This is a genomic window from Actinoplanes sp. NPDC051411 (assembly GCF_040682075.1).
GTDB lineage: Bacteria > Actinomycetota > Actinomycetes > Mycobacteriales > Micromonosporaceae > Actinoplanes.
This window is the reverse complement of record NZ_JBFBAD010000001.1, coordinates 87,109-105,708: the sequence shown is the minus strand read 5'-3', so window position 1 is coordinate 105,708 and position 18,600 is coordinate 87,109. Positions and strand designations below refer to the sequence as shown.

The window sequence follows — 18,600 nt, the reverse complement described above, 5'->3', positions numbered from 1 at the left end:
GGGACCCACGGTGGACGATCTCCGCCCGGCGGAGTTGACTGGGATCATGAAGTCTTGATCGCGATCCGCGGAGGCGCCTCGATGACACCCAGCGAGCACTACACCGAGGCCGAGCGGCTGCTCTCCGAAGCGTCGAAGGTCGCCTCCGAGCAGCAGGCCGACCGCCTGGTCGCGCGGGCCCACGTGCACGCCCTGCTCGCCACCGCCCGGCCGTCGCCCGCGTCGGCCTCGGCGCCGCCGCCCAACCGGGGGCGCCACAGCCCGCCTCCCCCGCCGCGCCTGCACGACCTATTCGAATAACCCTCACGTTCTCGGTGACATTTGCGACTTTCGGTGTCACCCGGGCGGCTGCCACGATTTCCGGCATGTCCCCGCCGCTGCTCCGCCGGCCCATCGGCCGGTTCGGGCTGGTGCTTTCGCTCACGCTGATCGGCGGCTCCGCCGGTCTGGCGTACGGCGTGCAGGCCCCGCCCGAATACACCGCGCGGGCCTACGTGGTCACCACCGGCGACGCGGCCGTGGCCTACGCCCCGGTGTACGGCCGGGTGGCCACGAGCGGCCCCGTCCTCGCCCAGGCCGCGGTCCTGCTGGGCGCCGACCCCAGCGGACTCGACGAGGTGACCGCCTCGGCGTCCCCGGCCTCGCCGGTCATCGAGGTGACCGCCCGTTCGAGCTCGGCCGCCCGCTCCGCGACCGTGGCCAACGCGGCCGCCCGGGCCCTGGCCGCCTACGGCGCCGACCGTGAACCGGCCCTCCACGTCGGCCTGACCGTCCTGGCCCCCGCGACCGTCCCGGCCCACCCGTCGTCGTCCTCCCCGTGGTGCGAGCTGGTGATCGGCACCTCGGCCGGTCTGCTGGCCGGCGCGGTGGCCGCCCTGCTCACACTGCGCCGCCCGCACGTCGGCCGCCCGCACGTCGGCCGCCCGCACGTCGCCCGCCCGACCTTCGACGACCCGGCCGAGATCGAGGGCCACCTGCGCATCTGGCGGGCCCAGCACGGGCCCCGCTCGGTAACCGCCTACCGGGGCGCGGCCGCCCTGCCCGAGCCGCCGGACTGGGCGACCTCCCCGAACCCGCCGCCCTCCCTGAACCCGCCACCCTCCCCGAACGCGCCACCCGACGGCCCGACACCGACCTGAGCCCAGCCGGCCCGCCCTCCACCAGCTCGACCTCAGCGCCCCCGGCCGAACCGACGACGACTGAGCCGCCACCCGCCGAGGGCCCGGACGAACCGGGCCGCTCAGGCGGCCTCTGACTTCGCCGCCGAGGCGGGCTCGGCGGCGGCAGCAGCGGGTAAGAAGGCGCGGAACAGCAGGAAGCCGAAGACCGCGCCAACCGAATTGGAATACAGGTCGTTGACGTCCCACATGCGGCGGTTGCCCAGCACCACCCACATCGCCAGCTGGCTGAACTCGATCGTCGCGCTGGCGGCCAGCGACCACCAGAAGATCCGCCGAACCGTCCCCGTGCGCGGCCACAGCAGCGGCAGCAGGACACCCAGCGGCATGAACATGACGATGTTCAGCGCGAACCCGACCGGCGGCACCACGAACGGGATCAGCCGCAGCACGTCCCACCAGTGCTCACCGGCGCGCCACGACGACGGGACCACGCGGATCGGGAACATCGTCACGGCGATCACCGCCGTGGTGTAGAGGTACAGCGCGCCGGTCAGGGCCACCCGGCGGAGGTCCCGCCGCCGCATCGCGAGGAGGGTGAACGGGTAGGCGATCAGGACCAGCAGCGCCCAGCCGGGGCCGAGGACGGTCGGGAGTTCCAGCTGCGGCATCAACGAACCAGCGTAACGGTCAGTGGAGCCAGCCGTCCCGGCGGACTATGCGGATCGCGTCGATGCGGTTGCGGGCGCCGGTCTTGGTGATCACGGCGGAGAGGTAGTTGCGGACCGTGCCGCCGGACAGGGACAGCCGGCGGGCGATGTCGCTGACCGAGTCGCCCTCGGCGGCCAGGGCGAGGACCTCCAGCTCGCGCGTGCTCAGGTCGCGCTGGGTGGCCAGCGACGCCATCTGCAGGCGCGGGTGGACGATGCGTTCCCCGGCCGCCAGGCGCCGGATCGAGTCGGCGAGGTAGGCCGGGGACGCCTCCTTGAGCAGGAAGCTCACCTGCCGGCCCCGGCGGCGGGGCGGCAGCATGCCCGGCTTGGCCGGGTCGCACAGCACCAGCACCGCGCACGACGGGATGCGGGCCCGCACCTCGGCCGCGACCGGCAGCACCTGTCCGACCATGAGTTCGGTGTCGACCACGATCACGTCGGGCGCCATCGGCTCCGCCGCCGACGCCAGGGCGCTGTCGAACGGCAGCGTGCCGACGATCTCGACGTCGGTCTGCGCGCTGAGCAGCACCCGCACCTCGACGCCGAAGTATCCGCTGTTGCGGGCGATCAGAACCCGGATCACGGCACCCCGCCCCCTTTACCGTCAAGAGGCTACCCGCCGCAGGAAATCGATCAACGCCGCTCGATACGGCTCGAGCGTCCGCAGGTCCAGGTGCTCGTCCGGCCCGTGCTGCCCGGCCCCGCCCGGCCCGAAGATCACCGCGTCGATTCCCCGCGCCGAATAGAACCGGCCGTCCGCCGCCCCGTGCTTCCGCAGCAGCGCCCCGGAGAAGCCGGCCGCGGCCGCTGACGCCTGGAGCCGCGCGACATCGGCCGACGAGGGGTCGGCGGAATGCGGCGCCCCGAGGCTGTCCACGACGACCTCCAGACCGGTCAGTCCGCTCAGATAGGCCGCGATCTCGTCGGCCGGGCGGCCGGCGAACGACCGGTCGGACGGCGGGAACCGCACGTCGAGCCACGCGGTGGCGTCGGCCGGCACCTGGTTGACCGCCCGGTTGCCGGTCTCGATCCGGGCCAGGTTCACCGTCGTGCGCCACTCCTCCGCCTCCGGCGCCGGATAACGGCCGAGCACGGCGGCGACTCCGGCGTGGAGCACCACCAGCGCGTTGCGTCCCAGCCACGGGTACGCCGCGTGGGCCGCGACCCCGTCCGCGACCAGCCGGACCTGGGCGATCCCCTTGGACTCGGCGACCACCCGGAGCCCGCTCTGCTCGCCGATCACCACGAAGTCGGCCTTCACCCCCTGCTCGACCTGATGGGCCGTGCCGTCGTACCCGCCGACCTCCTCGTCGGTGACCAGCTGCAGCCCGAGGGGAAAGGGCAGGTCCCGGGCGGTGTCGCGGAACACCTCGGCCAGGATCAGCGCGGCGGCTTTCATGTCGTGCGTGCCCCGCCCGTACAGCAAAGGCCCGGCCCGCCGGGGCCGGAACTGCTCGCCGGAGCCCGGCACAACATCGAGGTGGCCGTTGAACAGCACCCGGAAATGTGGCCGCTGACGCCCGGCATAGACCAGTGCCGAGGGTTTGCCGCCCGACTCGAACCGTTCCACGGTGAATCCCGGGCCGACGACGCCGAGCACCAGTTCGAGCGCGCCGAGCAGGTCGCCCGGCCGGTCCGCGGTCGATCTGACCGCCAGCAGCCGCAGCAGGGCCTCGGAGACCGCGTACTCCACCACCCGCCGAGCGTAGGCCCGGCCGAGCCGGACCGCCGACGGCGCGGAAACATCAAAAGCGGGGCCGGCGGCGGCAAACTGGGATCATGTTTCCCGATTCGCCGGCCCGGCCGCTCAAGCGCTGCGCCCGCTGCGGGCATCTCACCCGGGCCGACCGCATGGTGAAGGGCTTCGGCCGGGACTGCGCGGCGATGCTCGGGCTGATCGGCGGCACGATCGATGTCGGCCAGCGAGGGCCCGATCTGCTGGACGAGCTGGCCGAGGCGGCGGACGACGCCTGTGACGGCTGGGACCGGGAATGGCGCCGGGCCGCCGGTCCGGCGGCGGCTCCCCACGTACGCGGGTGAGCCGTCCCGCCGGCCGAGGCCGTTCCGGGCCCGACGCCCAGGGTCAGTTCCGGTGCACGCGGGCGATCAGCGACACGCCGGGCATCTTCTTGACCGGCAGGTAACGCTCCGCCTTGACGATCGTCGACAGGGCCGCGTTGACCAGGGCCGGCGGCCGCTCGTCGATGTCGCTGCCCTCGGAGCGCTTGCGGTGCCAGGCCGCGATCGGGCGGAGCAGCACGTTCCAGCTCCACAGCGTCTCGACGACGAAGCCGGCGCCCTCGAGCAGCGACTGGAAGCCCTCGCGGTCGTAACGGCGGAAGTGGTCGCACGCCGTGTCGTGGGTCGACCAGAGCTTCATGTCGGCCGGCACGGTGAAGATCGCGGTGGCGCCGGGCTTGAGCACCCGGAAGCACTCGGCGGCCGCCTTGGCGTCGTCGTCCACGTGCTCGAGCACCTCGAACGCGGTGAGCAGGTCGAACTCGCCGTCTTCCCAGGGGAGGTCGCGGATGTCGGCCTGGACGGCGTCGAAGCCGCGGCTCTTGGCGATCTCGACCGCGGTCTCGGAGAAGTCGGCCGCGACCGGGGTCCAGCCGAACTCCTTGAGCACCGTGGTGTTGCCGCCGCCGGCCGCGCCGATGTCGAGCGCCCGGCCGGGGGTGTCCAGCCGGCGCAGTTCGCGGGCGAGGATGGCGCGCTTCTCGCGGAACCACCAGTGGCCCTCTTCGAGGTCGGTCATCTGCCGGAGCAGGGTCGACTCCACTACTCAATCTCCGTTCGCTGTGTCGTGACGGAGAGTAGCGCGAAGATCGACTTCAAGGGGCGGAAACGGGCACTCCCGAGAACCACTCATTGACAATCTTCTTTTCTCGGTGACAGCGTTGTCATACACAACTGGAGAGGAGACGACGTTGCCCCGACGACGACTCACCGCCGGCCTTGCAGCCCTTTTGATCGCATGCAGCCTCGTCATAGTTAGCAACGCGCCGGTGAACGCGGCCCGACGATTCGATGTCGTCGCTGGAAACGCTCGCTTCGAGGTGCTCTCCCCCACACTGATCCGGACCGAATACTCGCCGGACGGTCACTTTCTCGACGCGAGCACCTTCAACGTGATCGGGCGCTCGGCGTTCAGCCCGCCGAAGTTCACCAGCACCACGGCCGGCGGCTGGCTGACCATCGATACCGGCTCGGTCACCCTCCGCTACAAGACCGGCTCCGGCCCGTTCACCGCCGACAACCTCACCGTCCAGCTGCGAAGCGGGTCGCAGACCGTCGACGCGGCGCCGTGGGCCGGCCACGGCACTCCCGACTGCGCCTTCGGCACGCTGTGCGAGGCCGAGAGCATGGCCCTGCGCGGACCGTCGGTCGCCACCGACCACAGTGGGTACACCGGGGGCGGCTTCGCGGCCGGCTTCCAGTCGACCGGCGACGCGCTGAGCTTCGGCGTCACCGCCCCGGCCGCCGGGAGCTACCAGCTCGACGTCCGCTACGCCAACGCACAGGGCGGCGACGGCCAGAACACGACCCGCACGCTGACCGTCACCGTCGACGGCGGCGCCGGGCAGAAGCTCACGCTGCCGCCCAGCGGCTCGTGGGACACCTGGGCGCTGGCCACGCTGCCGGTCAGCCTGCCCAGCGGGCGGCACGAGGTCACGATCCAGCGCACGGCCACCGACTCCGGCAACGTCAACATCGACAGCCTGGCGGTCGTCCGGCCCGGCGACGCGTACCCGAAACCGGCGCAACCGGCGCCGAAACCCTGCGCCTTCGGCGGTCTCTGCGAAGCGGAGACCGGAAGCCTGGCCGGCGGGGCCAAGGCCGCCGCCGACCACAACGGCTTCTCCGGTACGGCGTTCCTCGCCGGCCTGGAACACGCGGGCGCCGCCGACACCCTGACCGTCACCGGCGTTCCCGCCCCCGGCAGCTACCGCCTGCAACTGCGGTACGCCAACGGCAGAGCGGGCGGCGGCCCGGTGCAGTCGCGCGATGTGACCGTGCAGGCGGGCAGCCGCGCGCCGGTGACCGCGACGCTCGCGCCGACCAGCGGCTGGGACTACTGGCGCACGGTCAGCGTTCCGGTCACGTTGTCGGCCGGCACCAACACCGTCGCCCTGCAGTGCCCGGCCGACACCAGCTGCAACGTCAACATCGACACGGTCGCCGTCGTGATGCCGGCCGCCCCGCTGCTCGCGCCGCACGCCCCGCTCGGCGGCTACCGGCGCGGCCTGGACGGCGTCGACGGCAGCGCGCTCACCCAGCCCGGCCTGCTCTACGCCGACGGCTGGACGCTGCTCGACGACAGTGCGTCGGCCCTCGCCACCACGGCCCCGCGCCCGCAGAGCGAGCAGGACGGCTACGTGTTCGGCTACGGCCAGAACTACACCCGCGCGCTGCGGGAGCTGTCCACGCTGACCGGCCCGACCAAGCTGCTCCCACAGTGGACCTACGGCGTCTGGTACTCCGAGTACTACGACCGCACCGCGGCGCAGTTCGAGCAGATCGTGTCGCGGTTCAGGTCCGAGGGCGTGCCGCTCGACGTGCTGGTGGTCGACACCGACTTCAAGACGCCCGACCAGTGGAACGGCTGGGAGATCGACCCGGCCAAGTTCCCCGACCCCAAGGCGTTCTTCGACTGGTTGCACGCCCAGGGGCTGCACGCCACGCTGAACATCCACCCCAGCATCCTCGGCAGTGATCCGAAATTCGCCGAAGCCCAGTCGACGGCCAAGGGGAAACTGGCGAAGACCGGCTGCAACTCCGGCCCCGACTGCTACACCTTCGACTGGGGCGACCCGGACCAGCTCCAGGCGTACATGAACCTGCACCAGCAGATGGAGCAGGACGGCGTCGACTTCTGGTGGCTCGACTGGTGCTGCGACAGCTCGAAGTCGACCCTGGCCGGCGTCACCCCCGACTCGTGGATCAACCAGCAGTACGCCGACCGCAACGGCTTCGCGTTCTCCCGCGGCTACGGCTCGCTGCAGGCGGGCGGCTACGGCGGCCCGACCGCGGTGCCGACCGGGCCGTGGGCCGAGAAGCGCACCACGCTGCACTTCACCGGCGACGCGATCTCGGACTGGGAGACCCTGCAGTACGAGGTCGGCTACACTCCCGGCGAGTCCGCGTCGACCGGGCTGGCCGCGATCAGCCACGACATCGGCGGCCACACGCAGGGCCTCAACCAGTCGCCGGGCGCCGAGCCGGGCAGCACCAAGCTCCCCGACGACCTGTACGCGCGGTGGGTGCAGTTCGGCACCTTCCAGCCGATCGACCGGCTGCACTCCAACCACAGCGACCGGCTGCCCTGGCAGTACGGCCCGGCCGCCAAGGCGAGCGCCGAGAAGTTCCTCAACCTGCGGGAGAAGCTGCTGCCCTACACGTACGCGGCGGCGAAGACGGCCACCGCCACCGGCCTCCCGATCGCGCGGCCGCTGTATCTCGCGTACCCCAGCCAGCAGGAGGCATATGCCCTGGCCGGCGCCGAATATCTCTACGGCCCGGACTTCCTGGTGGCGCCCGTGACCACCCCCGGAACGGGCGCGGTCACCACCTCGGTCTGGTTCCCGCCCGGCAACACCTGGACCGACTATTTCACCGGCGAGGTCCATCCGGGCGGAACCACCGCCCAGGTCACCACCACACTCGATACGATGCCTGTGTTCACGCGCTCCTGAATTCTCCTGCAGAAAACCGGCGTGCCGCCGATAGGAGGCGACATGTCGCGACAGGTGGTGCACCTGCTCGAGCGCGCCCAGGCCGGGGACGCGCTCGAGGTGCGGGCCGTCGCCATTGATCTGCTGGCGGCGGATCCGTGCGCGGCCCACCATTTCGTCAACGTCGTCACCTACATCGCGGAGGCCGACCCGTCGGGTTCGCTCGCCGCGCTCGAACCGATGCTGGCCGCGGCCGTCCGGGAGGGCAGCCGCGGCTGGCAGGCGTGCGCGCTCGGCACCCGGGCGGCCGAGCGGCTCAAGCTCGGCGCGTCCGACCCGGCGGGCTACGACATCGACGCCTCGCTGCGCGACCTCGTGGCGGCGGAACGGCTCACCTCGGGCGGGTCCGACCCGGTCGCCGCGGTCAACGCGGCCGTCGCGATCGCCATCGGCTGGTACGAACTACGCCTCTACGAGCTGGTGGAGCCGCAGTTCCGGGCCGCGCACGCGATGAGCGCGGCCGACCGGGAACAGAACGGCAACTGCTCGATGTGGCTGTTCAACCTGGCCGAGATGCACCTGCGCTGGGCCCTCGAGCTCTACCAGGTCGGTCAGGTGGAGGCGGCCGAGAGCCACACGGCGACGGCCGAGAAATACGCCCTCCAGGCGGCCGACGAGGCCTCCGGGGCCGACGCCGCGACGTGGCGCGACATGGCCCTGCTGGCCGCCGCCTGCGCGCGGGCCGACCGGCACGACCCGGGCGGGGCCGCCCGCTCCATCTCCCGGCTGATGCCGCTCCTGCAGGACCGCGGCATCAGCCCGGCCTTGCTCGCCTACTGCCGCCCGTTCTACGGCGTCGCCCTGTCCCGCTCCGGCCACTCCGACGAGGCCCTCGCGGTGATGCGGCAGGCGGTCGCCGAGCTGCCGCCCGAAGCCGACTGGCTGGTCACCGCCAGCACCCACCGCACCTATGCCGTACTGCTGACCAAGGCCGGCTCGCCGGACGCCCGCAGCACCCTCGCCTACGGCGACGCCCTCGCGGCCACGCTCTGGCTGCAGCGCCAGCAGACGCTGCACGCGGCCGAGACGATCCGCGACCTGGAGGCGCTCCGGGCCCGGCACGAGCAGGTGGCCCGGGCGGCCGACCTCGACCCGCTGACCGGCATCGCCAACCGGCGCGCCTTCGACCGGGCGGTCGAGGAGGCCCGCGGCCGCGCCACCGTGCTGGTCATCGACACCGACAAGTTCAAACAGATCAACGACACCCGGGGCCACGCGGCCGGCGACGACGCACTCCGCGCGATCGCCTCCGCGCTCGCCGCCCAGGCCCGCGAGGAAGACCTGATCGCCCGGCTGGGCGGCGACGAATTCGGCGCCCTGCTCCCGGGAGTCGGCTCGGCGACGGGCGCCGAGATCGCCCGCCGGATGGTACGCGCGGTCCGCGAACTGCCCGACTGCCCGGCGACGGTGAGCATCGGCGTGGCCGACGGCCCGGCGCTGGAGCTGCGCGACACCCTGATCCGGGCCGACGCCGCGATGTACGCGGTGAAGCGCTCGGGCGGCGACGGCGTCGAGGTGTGCGCCTCCGGCACGGCCGCCCGCGCCGCCTGAGGCTAATCGGTCTTCTTGGGGGTCTCGGTGACGTCCTTCAGGGCCATCGCGTCGACCACGTTCTTGTCGGCGTTCCACTTCTGCAGCGTCGAACCGCTGCACCGGCCGACGTAGATCTTGCTGATCAGGTTGACGGTCTGATAGAGGTCGGGCGTCGTGGTTGTCGGGTCACGCGGCTGCAGGCAGTACAGGCCCGTACTGTCGACGATGGTGTAGCTCGTCGCGTAATGCTCGGTGTGGCCGTAGATGGTCCACTGCTGGGCGTTGCTGCCGTCGCAGGGTTTCGTCGTGACGTACTGGTACAGCGTGGCGGACAGCGGGCTGGACAGGCAGTACGCGTCGTTGGAGGCGGGTACGGGGGGTGTGGCGGTCGGGGCGCCGGGGTTGGGCCACGTCATGACGATGGTGCCGGTGACATGGTTGGCGTCGGTGCGGTCCACGGTGGGATCCGCGACCGAGGGCAGCGCGGGCAGGACGTATCGCTGGTTCCAGAGCACCAGGGCCGGGTTCGGGTTCTGCTTGCAGGGCCAGGCGATCATGAACGGGGCGTTCTGCTTCTGGCCGGTGTCGTCCAGACAACGGCCGAACTGGTTGTAGTTGATCAGCTGACCGACATATTTGCCGGGCTTCTGCGACGCCGCCTGGCCGGCCCCGACGTTCGCGTCCGCCGCGAAGGCGTTGCAGGTCTTGGTGAGGATGACGGCGCTGCCGGCCGTGTCGGCTTGCTGCAGGTTGAAGCAGTATCCGTCGGTGTTGGTACCGCCGACGTTGCTGCCGACCAGTTGCGCGCTGTCATTGAAGCTCCACATCTGCCGATACAGGGCCGGCGTCTCGCTCTGGCACGGTTGCAGCAGCACCGGAATCGTAACTTTGGTGTAGTCCGCCCGCGGGTAGCCGCCGGCGTCCAGGCACATGCCGAACGGACGCGCCGGAGTCTGCGAGGCGACCAGGACGAACTGGAGGTTCTCGTTGTACGCCCAGGTCTGCGACGTGCCGCCGGCGTTGCACAGCTGAACGGTGAGCGGGGCCCCCGCGCCCGGCTCGGCGGAGCCCGCGTCGAAGCAGAGGTCCTTCGAGGTGCCGGAGACGTGGACGAGGCCACCGGAGATGTTGGTGTTGTCGGTGTGCACGACGTAGGTGCCGCGCAGTTCGCGCTCGGCCGTCGCCCCCTTCGCCGCGCTCCCGACCGAGTCGAACATGACGAAGGCGGGGCCGGGGTCCTTGACCCGGGCATGCGCGCAGTCGATTCCGCCGTCGGCGGGCGGGACGGGATTGCCCAGCGAGTCCGTGGTCCACGGTTTGCCCTGCGGGTCCTTGCCGTAATAGTTGATCGTCACGCGGTACGACGGCGTGGTGCCGTCGCCGAGCGTGCCCTCGAGTGGGCCGCACGGGAGCAGCGCGGTGTCGCCCACACCGGTTGAGTCCACCGCCCCGCGAACGGCCGCCAACCCGACGTCGAGGCCGGCCTGGGCGGCGTGCAGCGCCTGCACCCGCCGGGCGTCGAAGTCGCCGGTCTGCACCTGGGTGATCACCATGGCGGCCAGGGTCGCGCTCAATCCCATACCGATAGTCACCACGAGGAGGGCGAGCGGCATGGATCCGCGGTCGTCGAGTCGTCTCATGACGCAATTCCTCTGGCTTCAATGCAGGTAGCGGCGTTCGGATCGCTGCCGTTGGGGTTCTTGCCGGCGGTGGCGTTGAGCGCGGTGAAGGTGACGTCGGTCTGACGGGTGGAACCCCCGCTGGTGCTGGAGGCGCTGCCGGTACCGCCGCCGAGCACCGCGCTCACGGTGAGCCGCAGCCGCTGGAAGCGGAATCCGGTCAGCGTGTCCCGGTCCGCGGCAATCGTCGTGAACGGCACACCGGAGGTGACCACGGCCGCCAGCGTGGTCCAGCTGGTCGGAGTCAGCGCACTCGCGCTCTTGGTCCACTGCCGGCGCTGCAGATCGTTCGTCGACGTCCGCAGGCGCAGCTCCACGCACGTGTCCACGTTGTCGGCGCTTATCAGGTATTCGACGTAGTAGTCGCCGTTGAGCACAGCCGGGGTACTGATCGCCCGGGCATACCGGATCTCCTGGTCGAGACGGGCGAAGGCCCGGGTGACCTGCGTCTGGGCCTCGGAGCTGTTCTCCGATTCGTTCACCGACTGGTAGATCTGGGTGATGGCAGTGGTGGCGATCACCATGACGACCGACATCACGCCCATGGCGACCATGACCTCGACGAGGGTCAGGCCGGCGTCCTCGCGGACCGGTGCCCGGCGCGACAGCGGCCGCATCATGGCGTCACCTTCCAGCTGAAGGGGGCTCGGCTCGCGGTCTGCGACCCGGCATCGGCCGACGAGTCGGTCACGCTGATGACCACATTCGTGAAGGGGTTCCTGGCCAGGGTCGGGGTGCCGCTGATCGTGCCGGTGCCGGAGTTGATGGTGAGGCCGTTGGGAAGTCCGGTGGCGCTCCAGGACAGGTAAGGCGGAATGCCACCGGCGGCGGTCACCGTGATCGGGGTGATCGCGGTACCGACCTTCGAGTTGGTGGGCACGGTGAAGCTGTTCACCGACAGCGGCGCCACGGTCCAGGTGAAGGCCCGGCTGCCGACCAGGCCGAACTTGTCCGTGACGCTGACCGTGACGGTGGTGCTGCCGGCCACGTTCGGCGTGCCGGAGACGATTCCCGTGTTCGGGTCCATCGCCAGGCCGCCCGGTGTGCCGGTTGTCCAGGTCACGGTCGGGACGCCCGACCACGACCAGGTGTACGGCGCGGTGCCGGTGTAAGGCGCGGTGCCGGTGGTCTTGGTGACCACGAAAGTCTTCGAGTACGCCACGCTGCCCGGGGTGCTGATGTTGCCCGGGGCCACGATGGTCGGCAGGTTGTTGATCACCCAGCTGAACGAGTAGTAGTCCTCCTGGGCGTTCGCGTCCGTCGCCGTCACCTGGCAGGCGTTGAAGACCGCGGCCGCGGTCGGCGTTCCGCTGATCACGCCACTGACCGGGTCGATGGTCAGGCCGGTCGGCAAGCCGGTGGCCTTCCAGGAGACGCCCGAACCGCTGGCGGTGAACGGCAGGCTGAGCGGGACGGAGATGTCGTTGGTCTGCGGGCCGGACAGCGAGGTGATCTTCACGCGCTGGATCGAGTCGCGGATGCTGAACACCGGTTCATCGGTCGTGCTGCTGATCAGCGACGTCGTGACGTACGTGCACCCGGCGGGGCACAGCCGGTCGGTCCAGCCGATCGCCACCACGATGCGGTAGAGCGGCGTGTAGCCGCTGCCCGTCTGGCCGGCCTGGCACGGCCGGACCTGGTCCTCCGGCAGGTTGTCCTCGGCGGGGGTGGCGCGACCGCACTTGCCGATGAACCACTGTTGCTTGTACTGGACTCCGCTGAGCATGAGCGGATTGAACGTGGTGGGCAGGGCGGCCGTCGTGCCGGCGCCCGGCGCGGCGGCGCCGTCCCACGCCAGGTACAGCTTGGCCTGCTCGGGGATGCTCAGGACGGCCGTGTTGTCCTTGTCGCCGGCGAGCAACTCCTGCACCTCGGCCGGCGCGGCCACAGCCTGGTCGATGGTGCTTTGCTGGTCCCGGTTGGTGAGCAGCGCGCTCACCTGAATGGCCCGGGCGCGCTCCATCGCGTCATCGGCGGCCTGGATGGCCGCCTGCCGATCGCTCTGCTGGTGGTTGACCCGCGTGGTGGTCACGAACACTGGGGCCAGAGACAGCATGACAGTGCTGATGACGGCCATCGCGACCATGACTTCGAGCAACGTGAAGCCGCCGTCGGAGCGCAAACGGCTCCCGGTCATCCCGGGGCGATGGCGGGCCGGCATCGTGCGTCTCCTCTTCCGGTTGTCATCCGCCCCATTCGGCAGGAAGGGCGGCCCTTTTAGGGCAAATGACCGACCTATTCCCGATCAACCGGCGTTGCCCAGGTGTCTTCCCTAGCCTGGCCGTCCGCCGGCAGGATCCCCGCCCCGCCGGAGTGACCGGCCGGCTTCCTCAGCCGCTCGCCTGATCCCGGCGGCCGCGGAGCAGCCCGGTCAGGGTGTCGATGTCGCGGCCGAACGGCCGGTCGACGGTGCCCGGCGGCAGCAGCCCGGCCGCCTCGTCGACCAGGCCGGCCGGAGGCAGCACAGCCCCCAGCAACCCGGCCTGATGGACCGCCAGCAGCTCGCAGGCGACCACTTCGCGCAGCCCGTCGAGGGCCTCCCGCAGGCACTCCGCCGCCTCGAAGGTGAAGCTCTGGACGTCCTCCTGCCCCAGCGACGTCTCCATCGACCCGACCAGCGCCGGCACCGCGAACCGCCGCATCCGGTGGGCCACCCCGACCGCCCGTTTGTGCACCGTGGCCATGCCGGCGTGGCGGCCCGGGGTGTCGGCGAGCTGGCGCGGCAGGCCGGTGCGGGCGTCGTCGAGCAGCCGGTGCAGACGGGTGGCGCCCAGTTCGGCCAGGTGGACCAGCGCGGTGGTCAGGGTGCCGCAGGCGGCGGTCAGTTCGGTTCCCGCGAAGCCCGCGGTTCCGACGAAGCGGCCTTCGAGATATGCCGGGGAGTCGGTCACCGTGTCCAGAGCCCGGCCGACCGCCTCCTCGAGAGCGGTGACCGACCGCAGGGCGACCGCCAGGGCGGGGGCCGTGACCCGGAACGAGACCGGTGCCTGCAGGCCGCGGGCCGGTGCGTCCCCGCGGGCGGTCCGTAGCGCCTCCGACACCCGGGCCAGTTGGTCGTCGCCGCGTCCCAGGGAAGGGTGCAGCGGGTCGAGGCTGGCCCCGACGATCGCCTGTTCCAGGCCCGACACGGTCACCACCTCTGAGATCAGCGCCCGGGCCGCGCCGCAGGCCACGGCGGCCATGCCGGTCAGGCCGGGCACGCCTTCGAGGAAGGCCACGCCCTCCTTGGCCTCGAACGGCCGCGGTTCGAAGGCCGGCGAGGCGACCACGAACTCGCCGGCGCCGATCAGGGCGGCGCCGAGGTGGGCGAGCGGAATGATCTCGCCCGCGGCTCCGGAGCCACGGGCCGGCACGGCCGGCACGACATCGAGATCCAGGAGGGAGACCAGCTTGAGGCAGAGGTCCGGCGAGGCGCCTGCCGCGGGATGCATGAGCGTACGCAGGCGCGCCGCCACAACCGCACGGGCGTCCACGCGCTGTAACCATGGCGCCGAGCCGACGGCCCGCCCCAGCATCAGTGTGTTCTGGTGCTGGGCCTGCGCCTCGGCGTCGAGGCGTACTCCCGAAAACGCGCCCATCCCGGTGTTGACGCCGTACACCGGCTCGTCGCCGCGCAGGGCGGCGAGCATCGCCGCCCGCCTCGACCCGAGTTCGTCGAGCAGTGCGGGGGCGAGCGAGATCCGGTCCACGCCCCGGGCGACCCGGTCGATCACGCGGAGGTCGAGATCCTCCGGCCGTCGGATGATCATGCGGAAACCCTACGTCGCGGGACGGGACAGCGCGCCGGCCCTCGCCCCCTGGCGGCTCGTGGTCTATTGCACCGGTATGACCCTCGAGCGGCTCACCATGATCAGGGATTCCTGTTGTTCCGTCCGCTCTGACCGAGCAGAGTGGTGGCCACTGATCGGCCGGTTTCTGGCCCGGGGGCCGTAACCCTCGCGGCGGCGGGTCGTTGAGCGATTCAGCACCACCCTGTCCACCCCTCGGACCCACTGGAATGAAGCCGATGGAAACCCCCCGTCCGGCGATCACCGTCATTTCCGCCCTGGCGACCGCCGCCGTCGTGGTCGTCGCGCTGGTGCTGCTCCCGACGGCCGCCGCGGCCGGCCTGCTGACCGCCGGACCGGCCGTGTTCGCCGCCCTCATGCTGCGGGCGGTGGTGACCGGCCGGTCGGCCGGGCCGCGGGCCCGCGCGGTCGCCCTGGCCGGCGGGCTCGTCATCCTGGCGCTGGCCGGCGTGGCCAGCGGGGTCACCGCCCTCGTCGTCCCCGATGCGCTGGTGGCCGGTGGGGTGCCGCTACCGGCCGAGATTCCGCTGGTCAGCCTGTTCTTCGTGGCCGGGCTGCTGGTGCCGGCGGTGCTGCGGCCGCATCAGCGCCGCGACCCGCTGGCCCGGCTGCGGTTCGGGCTCGACGCGCTCGGGGTGAGCGCCTGTCTGGTCTTCCCGGTCTGGCTGCTGATGTTCAGCGGCCACCCGGCCCGTGGTGCGGCGGTCACCGCGCTGATCGTCGGGGGCGGGGCGGCGGCGACGGTCGCGGTGGCCGGCGCGCACGCGGTCCGGCACCGGTCGGCGCTGCAGTGGTGCGCGCCCGGTGCGGCGCTCGCCCTGGTCGCACTGACCGCGCTGGTCATCGCCCAGGACTACGCCGGGAAGCCGAACGCGTCGATCGCCGCCCTGGCCGCCGCGGCGGCCAGCAACGCGGCTGGCGCGCTGCTCTGGCACGGTTCGGTGCGGATCCGGCCCGACGTCCGAGCGATCCCGCCCGCCGGAGGCGAGCCACCGGCCGGGTTGCCGCTGCTCACCGTGCCGATGCTCGGGGCGGCGCTGGCCGCGATCCTGCACCTGGTCAACGGTGGCCGCCTCGACTCGGTGTCGATCGTCGTGGGCGTCATCGGGATCACCGCGGTGGCGGCCCGGGAGTGGGTGTCGGCGTTGACGCTGCGACGGCACGCCGTGCACCTCACCGACCAGGGCAACCGGCTGCGCAGCCTGGTGTTCGGCTCGGCCGACGTGGCGATGGTCCTCGACGCCGACCTGGCGGTGCGGTGGCAGTCGCCGGCCGCGGCCCGGCAGTTCGGACTGTCCGATCAGGACGTGCTCGGGCGTACGGTCTCGGCGCTGGTCCATCCCGATCAGGCCGACGCCGTCCACCGTGATCTGCTGGCCCGGATGTCGCGGGAGGAGACCGGGGAGAGCCTTCCGGTGCGGTTGCGGGACGGCTTCGGCCGCTGGCGCGAGACCGAGTGGACGACGAACGGCTCCGATCCGGCCGGGCCCGGCCGGAGCCTGGTCGTGCACGTGCGCGACGTCGGCAACCTGCGCGACCTCGAGCAGGCACTGCGGCAGGCGACGTTCCTCGACCCGCAGACCAGCCTGGCCAACCGCGAGGGACTGCGCCGGGCCGGCGAGCTGATCCCGGACGCCGGCGCGGTGATCGTCATCGAGCTGGGCGGGCTGACCGCGATCGGCGACGTGCACGGGCCCGATCTGGCCGACGTGGTGGTGGCCGAGGCGGCCCGCCGGCTGCGGACCGGGGTGGAGACCGCGGACGTGCCCGCCCGGCTGGGCGAGAACCGGTTCGCGGTGCTGACCCGGTGCGGTGCCGTGCGCGCCCATCTGCTGGCCAGTCAGCTGGTCAACGCGCTGACCGTGCCCTACACGGCGGCCGGCACGATCGCCCATCTCTCGGCCTGGGCCGGCCTCGCCGACCTGGTGCCGGAGACCGGCACCGACGAGGTCATCCGGCAAGCGGTGCTTGCGCTTCGGTCCGTACGCTCGGGACCGCCGGGCGCCGCCGAGTGGTACGACGAGCAGATGGAGTCGCGGCTGCTCCGCCGGTCGACACTGGAGCAGGATCTTCCGCAGGCCGTCGCGCGGGGCGCCCTGGAGCTAACGTTCCAGCCGGTCGTCGACCTGTCGAGCGATCGCGCGGTCGGGGTCGAGGCGCTGGTCGGCTGGCGGCATCCGACGCTCGGCCCGGTGCCCGGCCCCGAGTTGCTGGCGCTGGCCGACGATCTGGGCCTGCTCGGCAAGGTCACGCAGTGGGCCCTGCACCGCTCGTGCCGCCTGCTGCTGACCTGGCGCGAGCGGCACGAGTCGCTCTGGCTGGCCCTCAACGTGCGACCGCGCGCGCTCTCCGACCCGACCTTCCAGGCCGGGCTCCACAACGCGCTCGAGCTCTTTCAGATCCCGCCGTCCGCCCTGGTCATCGGCGTCGCCGAGCGCGACCTGGCTTCCTCGCCGGCCGCATCGCCGGCCCAGCCGCCGGCCGACGACCTGGCCGGCCAGCTGGGCCGGTTGCGGGCGGACGGCATCCGTACGGCGATCGACCACTTCGGGGCCGGGCCGACGTCGCTGAGCCGGCTGCGGATCCTGCCGATCGACCTGCTGAAGATCGACCGCGAGGTCTTCGACACCTCGCAGGCGGGCGCGGTCATGGACGTGACGGTCGCGCTCGGGCGCCGGCTCGGCCTGGAGATCATCGCGGACGGCCTCGAGAACGAGGCCGACCTCGACGCCGTACGCGCGGCCGGGTGCCGCCTCGGCCAGGGCGCGCTGCTGGGCCGGCCGATGTTCGCCGAGCACCTGGAGGCCTTCCTGAGCGGCGTTTCCGGGTGGGGACCCTAGGCTCGGGCCGTGCTGCCCCGCACCACCAGGCGTGGCGTCTCGGTGCGGACGCTGAGCAGCGACGACGGGTCGGCGATCACCTCGAGGAGGCTTTCGGCGACCTGGGCGCCCAGCGCGTACGTGTTGCGGGAGAGGCACGTCAGTGCCGGGTGGACGATGCGGGTGAGCACCGAGTCGTCGAACGAGACGATCGAGAGCGCCTGCGGGACCGGGACGCCCATCTCGAGCGCGACGCCGAGGCCGGCCGCCGCCATCAGGTCGCTGTCGTAGACGATCGCGGTCGGCGGCCGGGGGCGGGACAGCAGCGCGCGGGTCGCGGCCGCGCCCTGGGCGTCGCTGAAGTCGGTCGGCAGCGACTCGCTCGCCTCGAGGCCGCGGGCGCCGGCGTGCTCGCGGAGCGCCTGCATGCGCCGGGCGGTGTGCTGATAGATCGGCGGGCCGGCGACGTGGGCGATGCGGCGGTGGTCGAGGGCGGCCAGGTAGTCGACGATCGTGGTCATCGCCTCGTGGTCGTCGGCCCAGACGCTGGACAGCAGCCCGGCCGACGCGGGCAGGCCCAGGGTCACGGTCGGGATGCTCAGCTCCCGCACGATCTCGATGCGCGGGTCGCTGACCTGCTGGTCGACCAGCACCAGGCCGTCGACCCGGTGCTCGGAGGCCCAGTCGCGGTAGAGGGCGATCTCGGCGTCGGTGTCGCGGACGAGTTGCATCTGGACGGCGATCGAGCGGGCCGAGAGCGCCTCCTGCATGCCGTACAGGATCTGGGTGTAGAAGTGCTCGGAGCCGAGCGTGCGCGGGTCGCGGGCGAGCACCAGGCCGACCGCCCCGGCTTGTGATCCGCCGAGCGCGCGGGCCGCGCGGTGCGGCCGCCAGTTCATCTCGCGGGCGACCTCGAGGATGCGCGCGCGGGTCTGCTCGCTGACTCCGGGCCGGCCGTTGAGGGCGAACGAGACCGCGCCGGGCGAGACTCCGACGCGCTTCGCGATGTCGGCGATCGTCGGACGATTGGCCACGGCCCACTTCTCAGCTGGATACACCGGTTTAGAGCGCACCATAGTGCTCGGATCGCGTCGTTGACAAGGAACTTCATCGGTGCGAAACAAGTTAATGATCGATGCATGTAAGTCATTGACTATATCGCTTTAGTTGCCCACGATGGCCCCTGAACCGACCCCTGACCGCCACAGGAGGAGC

General features: G+C 71.9%; 15 protein-coding genes. 6 read left to right on the top strand and 9 right to left on the bottom strand.

The window, feature by feature from the left end; translation table 11 throughout:
• The first annotated feature begins 54 nt into the window (after positions 1-54).
• The gene (locus tag AB0M88_RS00445) at positions 55-300 is read left to right on the top strand and encodes a hypothetical protein (RefSeq protein ID WP_364093240.1); all 246 of its coding nucleotides are present in this window, start codon (positions 55-57) and stop codon (positions 298-300) included.
• A 65-nt stretch (positions 301-365) separates the two neighbouring features.
• On the top strand, positions 366-1,139 hold the full coding sequence (locus AB0M88_RS00440; protein ID WP_364093238.1) for a hypothetical protein: 774 nt from the start codon (positions 366-368) through the stop codon (positions 1,137-1,139).
• A 101-nt stretch (positions 1,140-1,240) separates the two neighbouring features.
• On the opposite strand, the gene AB0M88_RS00435 is transcribed toward AB0M88_RS00440, so the two are convergent.
• From AB0M88_RS00435 to AB0M88_RS00425, 3 genes are read right to left on the bottom strand one after another with little or no spacing between them, the layout of a single operon-like run.
• A complete protein-coding gene (locus AB0M88_RS00435; protein WP_364093504.1) occupies positions 1,241-1,789 on the bottom strand; it encodes a VanZ family protein in 549 nt (182 codons plus the stop codon).
• A gap of 19 nt (positions 1,790-1,808) precedes the next feature.
• Positions 1,809-2,414, bottom strand: a complete 606-nt coding sequence (locus AB0M88_RS00430; protein WP_364093235.1) for a response regulator transcription factor — start codon at positions 2,412-2,414, stop codon at positions 1,809-1,811.
• Positions 2,415-2,435: 21 nt separating this feature from the next.
• Positions 2,436-3,527 (bottom strand): M20/M25/M40 family metallo-hydrolase, encoded by a 1,092-nt coding sequence (locus tag AB0M88_RS00425; protein WP_364093232.1) that lies wholly within the window; start codon positions 3,525-3,527, stop codon positions 2,436-2,438.
• A gap of 83 nt (positions 3,528-3,610) precedes the next feature.
• On the opposite strand from AB0M88_RS00425, the gene AB0M88_RS00420 reads away from it, so the two are divergent.
• The gene (locus tag AB0M88_RS00420; protein ID WP_364093229.1) at positions 3,611-3,871 is read left to right on the top strand and encodes a hypothetical protein; all 261 of its coding nucleotides are present in this window, start codon (positions 3,611-3,613) and stop codon (positions 3,869-3,871) included.
• Positions 3,872-3,914: 43 nt separating this feature from the next.
• On the opposite strand, the gene AB0M88_RS00415 is transcribed toward AB0M88_RS00420, so the two are convergent.
• Entirely contained in the window at positions 3,915-4,613 is a 699-nt protein-coding gene (locus AB0M88_RS00415) for a class I SAM-dependent methyltransferase (protein WP_364093226.1), read from the bottom strand.
• A 226-nt stretch (positions 4,614-4,839) separates the two neighbouring features.
• Here AB0M88_RS00415 and AB0M88_RS00410 point away from each other — a divergent pair, with 226 nt between their 5' ends.
• Positions 4,840-7,527: a TIM-barrel domain-containing protein gene (locus AB0M88_RS00410; protein WP_364093223.1), complete on the top strand. Its 2,688-nt coding sequence runs from the start codon at positions 4,840-4,842 to the stop codon at positions 7,525-7,527.
• Between the two features lie 42 nt (positions 7,528-7,569).
• Positions 7,570-9,117 carry a GGDEF domain-containing protein gene (locus AB0M88_RS00405; RefSeq protein ID WP_364093221.1) on the top strand — a complete coding sequence of 516 codons (1,548 nt, stop codon included), beginning with the start codon at positions 7,570-7,572 and terminating at the stop codon, positions 9,115-9,117.
• Positions 9,118-9,119: 2 nt separating this feature from the next.
• On the opposite strand, the gene AB0M88_RS00400 is transcribed toward AB0M88_RS00405, so the two are convergent.
• The 4 genes from AB0M88_RS00400 to AB0M88_RS00385 all read right to left on the bottom strand — a co-directional run bounded on the left by AB0M88_RS00400 (position 9,120) and on the right by AB0M88_RS00385 (position 14,527).
• The gene (locus AB0M88_RS00400; protein WP_364093219.1) at positions 9,120-10,739 is read right to left on the bottom strand and encodes a ricin-type beta-trefoil lectin domain protein; all 1,620 of its coding nucleotides are present in this window, start codon (positions 10,737-10,739) and stop codon (positions 9,120-9,122) included.
• Positions 10,736-11,398 carry a prepilin-type N-terminal cleavage/methylation domain-containing protein gene (locus AB0M88_RS00395; RefSeq protein ID WP_364093217.1) on the bottom strand — a complete coding sequence of 221 codons (663 nt, stop codon included), beginning with the start codon at positions 11,396-11,398 and terminating at the stop codon, positions 10,736-10,738. The genes AB0M88_RS00400 and AB0M88_RS00395 overlap by 4 nt, the downstream gene beginning before the upstream one ends.
• The gene (locus tag AB0M88_RS00390; protein ID WP_364093214.1) at positions 11,395-12,915 is read right to left on the bottom strand and encodes a putative Ig domain-containing protein; all 1,521 of its coding nucleotides are present in this window, start codon (positions 12,913-12,915) and stop codon (positions 11,395-11,397) included. Before AB0M88_RS00390 ends, AB0M88_RS00395 begins: the two co-directional genes overlap by 4 nt.
• A gap of 193 nt (positions 12,916-13,108) precedes the next feature.
• Entirely contained in the window at positions 13,109-14,527 is a 1,419-nt protein-coding gene (locus AB0M88_RS00385) for an aromatic amino acid lyase (RefSeq protein WP_364093212.1), read from the bottom strand.
• Positions 14,528-14,784: 257 nt separating this feature from the next.
• On the opposite strand from AB0M88_RS00385, the gene AB0M88_RS00380 reads away from it, so the two are divergent.
• Complete coding sequence (locus AB0M88_RS00380) at positions 14,785-17,406, top strand: EAL domain-containing protein (protein ID WP_364093210.1); 2,622 nt, start codon at positions 14,785-14,787, stop codon at positions 17,404-17,406.
• Here AB0M88_RS00380 and AB0M88_RS00375 read toward each other — a convergent pair.
• Positions 17,403-18,419, bottom strand: a complete 1,017-nt coding sequence (locus AB0M88_RS00375; RefSeq protein WP_364093207.1) for a LacI family DNA-binding transcriptional regulator — start codon at positions 18,417-18,419, stop codon at positions 17,403-17,405. The two genes, AB0M88_RS00380 and AB0M88_RS00375, sit on opposite strands and share 4 nt — an antisense overlap.
• Positions 18,420-18,600 lie beyond the last annotated feature (181 nt).

Bases quoted from the DNA above. Each gene is read 5' to 3' on its own strand.
- AB0M88_RS00440 (WP_364093238.1), top strand. From the start codon at position 366: ATGTCCCCGCCGCTGCTCCGCCGGCCCATCGGCCGGTTCGGGCTGGTG.
- AB0M88_RS00435 (WP_364093504.1), bottom strand. From the start codon at position 1,789: ATGCCGCAGCTGGAACTCCCGACCGTCCTCGGCCCCGGCTGGGCGCTG.
- AB0M88_RS00420 (WP_364093229.1), top strand. From the start codon at position 3,611: ATGTTTCCCGATTCGCCGGCCCGGCCGCTCAAGCGCTGCGCCCGCTGC.
- AB0M88_RS00405 (WP_364093221.1), top strand. From the start codon at position 7,570: ATGTCGCGACAGGTGGTGCACCTGCTCGAGCGCGCCCAGGCCGGGGAC.
- AB0M88_RS00400 (WP_364093219.1), bottom strand. From the start codon at position 10,739: ATGAGACGACTCGACGACCGCGGATCCATGCCGCTCGCCCTCCTCGTG.
- AB0M88_RS00395 (WP_364093217.1), bottom strand. From the start codon at position 11,398: ATGATGCGGCCGCTGTCGCGCCGGGCACCGGTCCGCGAGGACGCCGGC.
- AB0M88_RS00390 (WP_364093214.1), bottom strand. From the start codon at position 12,915: ATGACCGGGAGCCGTTTGCGCTCCGACGGCGGCTTCACGTTGCTCGAA.
- AB0M88_RS00385 (WP_364093212.1), bottom strand. From the start codon at position 14,527: ATGATCATCCGACGGCCGGAGGATCTCGACCTCCGCGTGATCGACCGG.
- AB0M88_RS00380 (WP_364093210.1), top strand. From the start codon at position 14,785: ATGGAAACCCCCCGTCCGGCGATCACCGTCATTTCCGCCCTGGCGACC.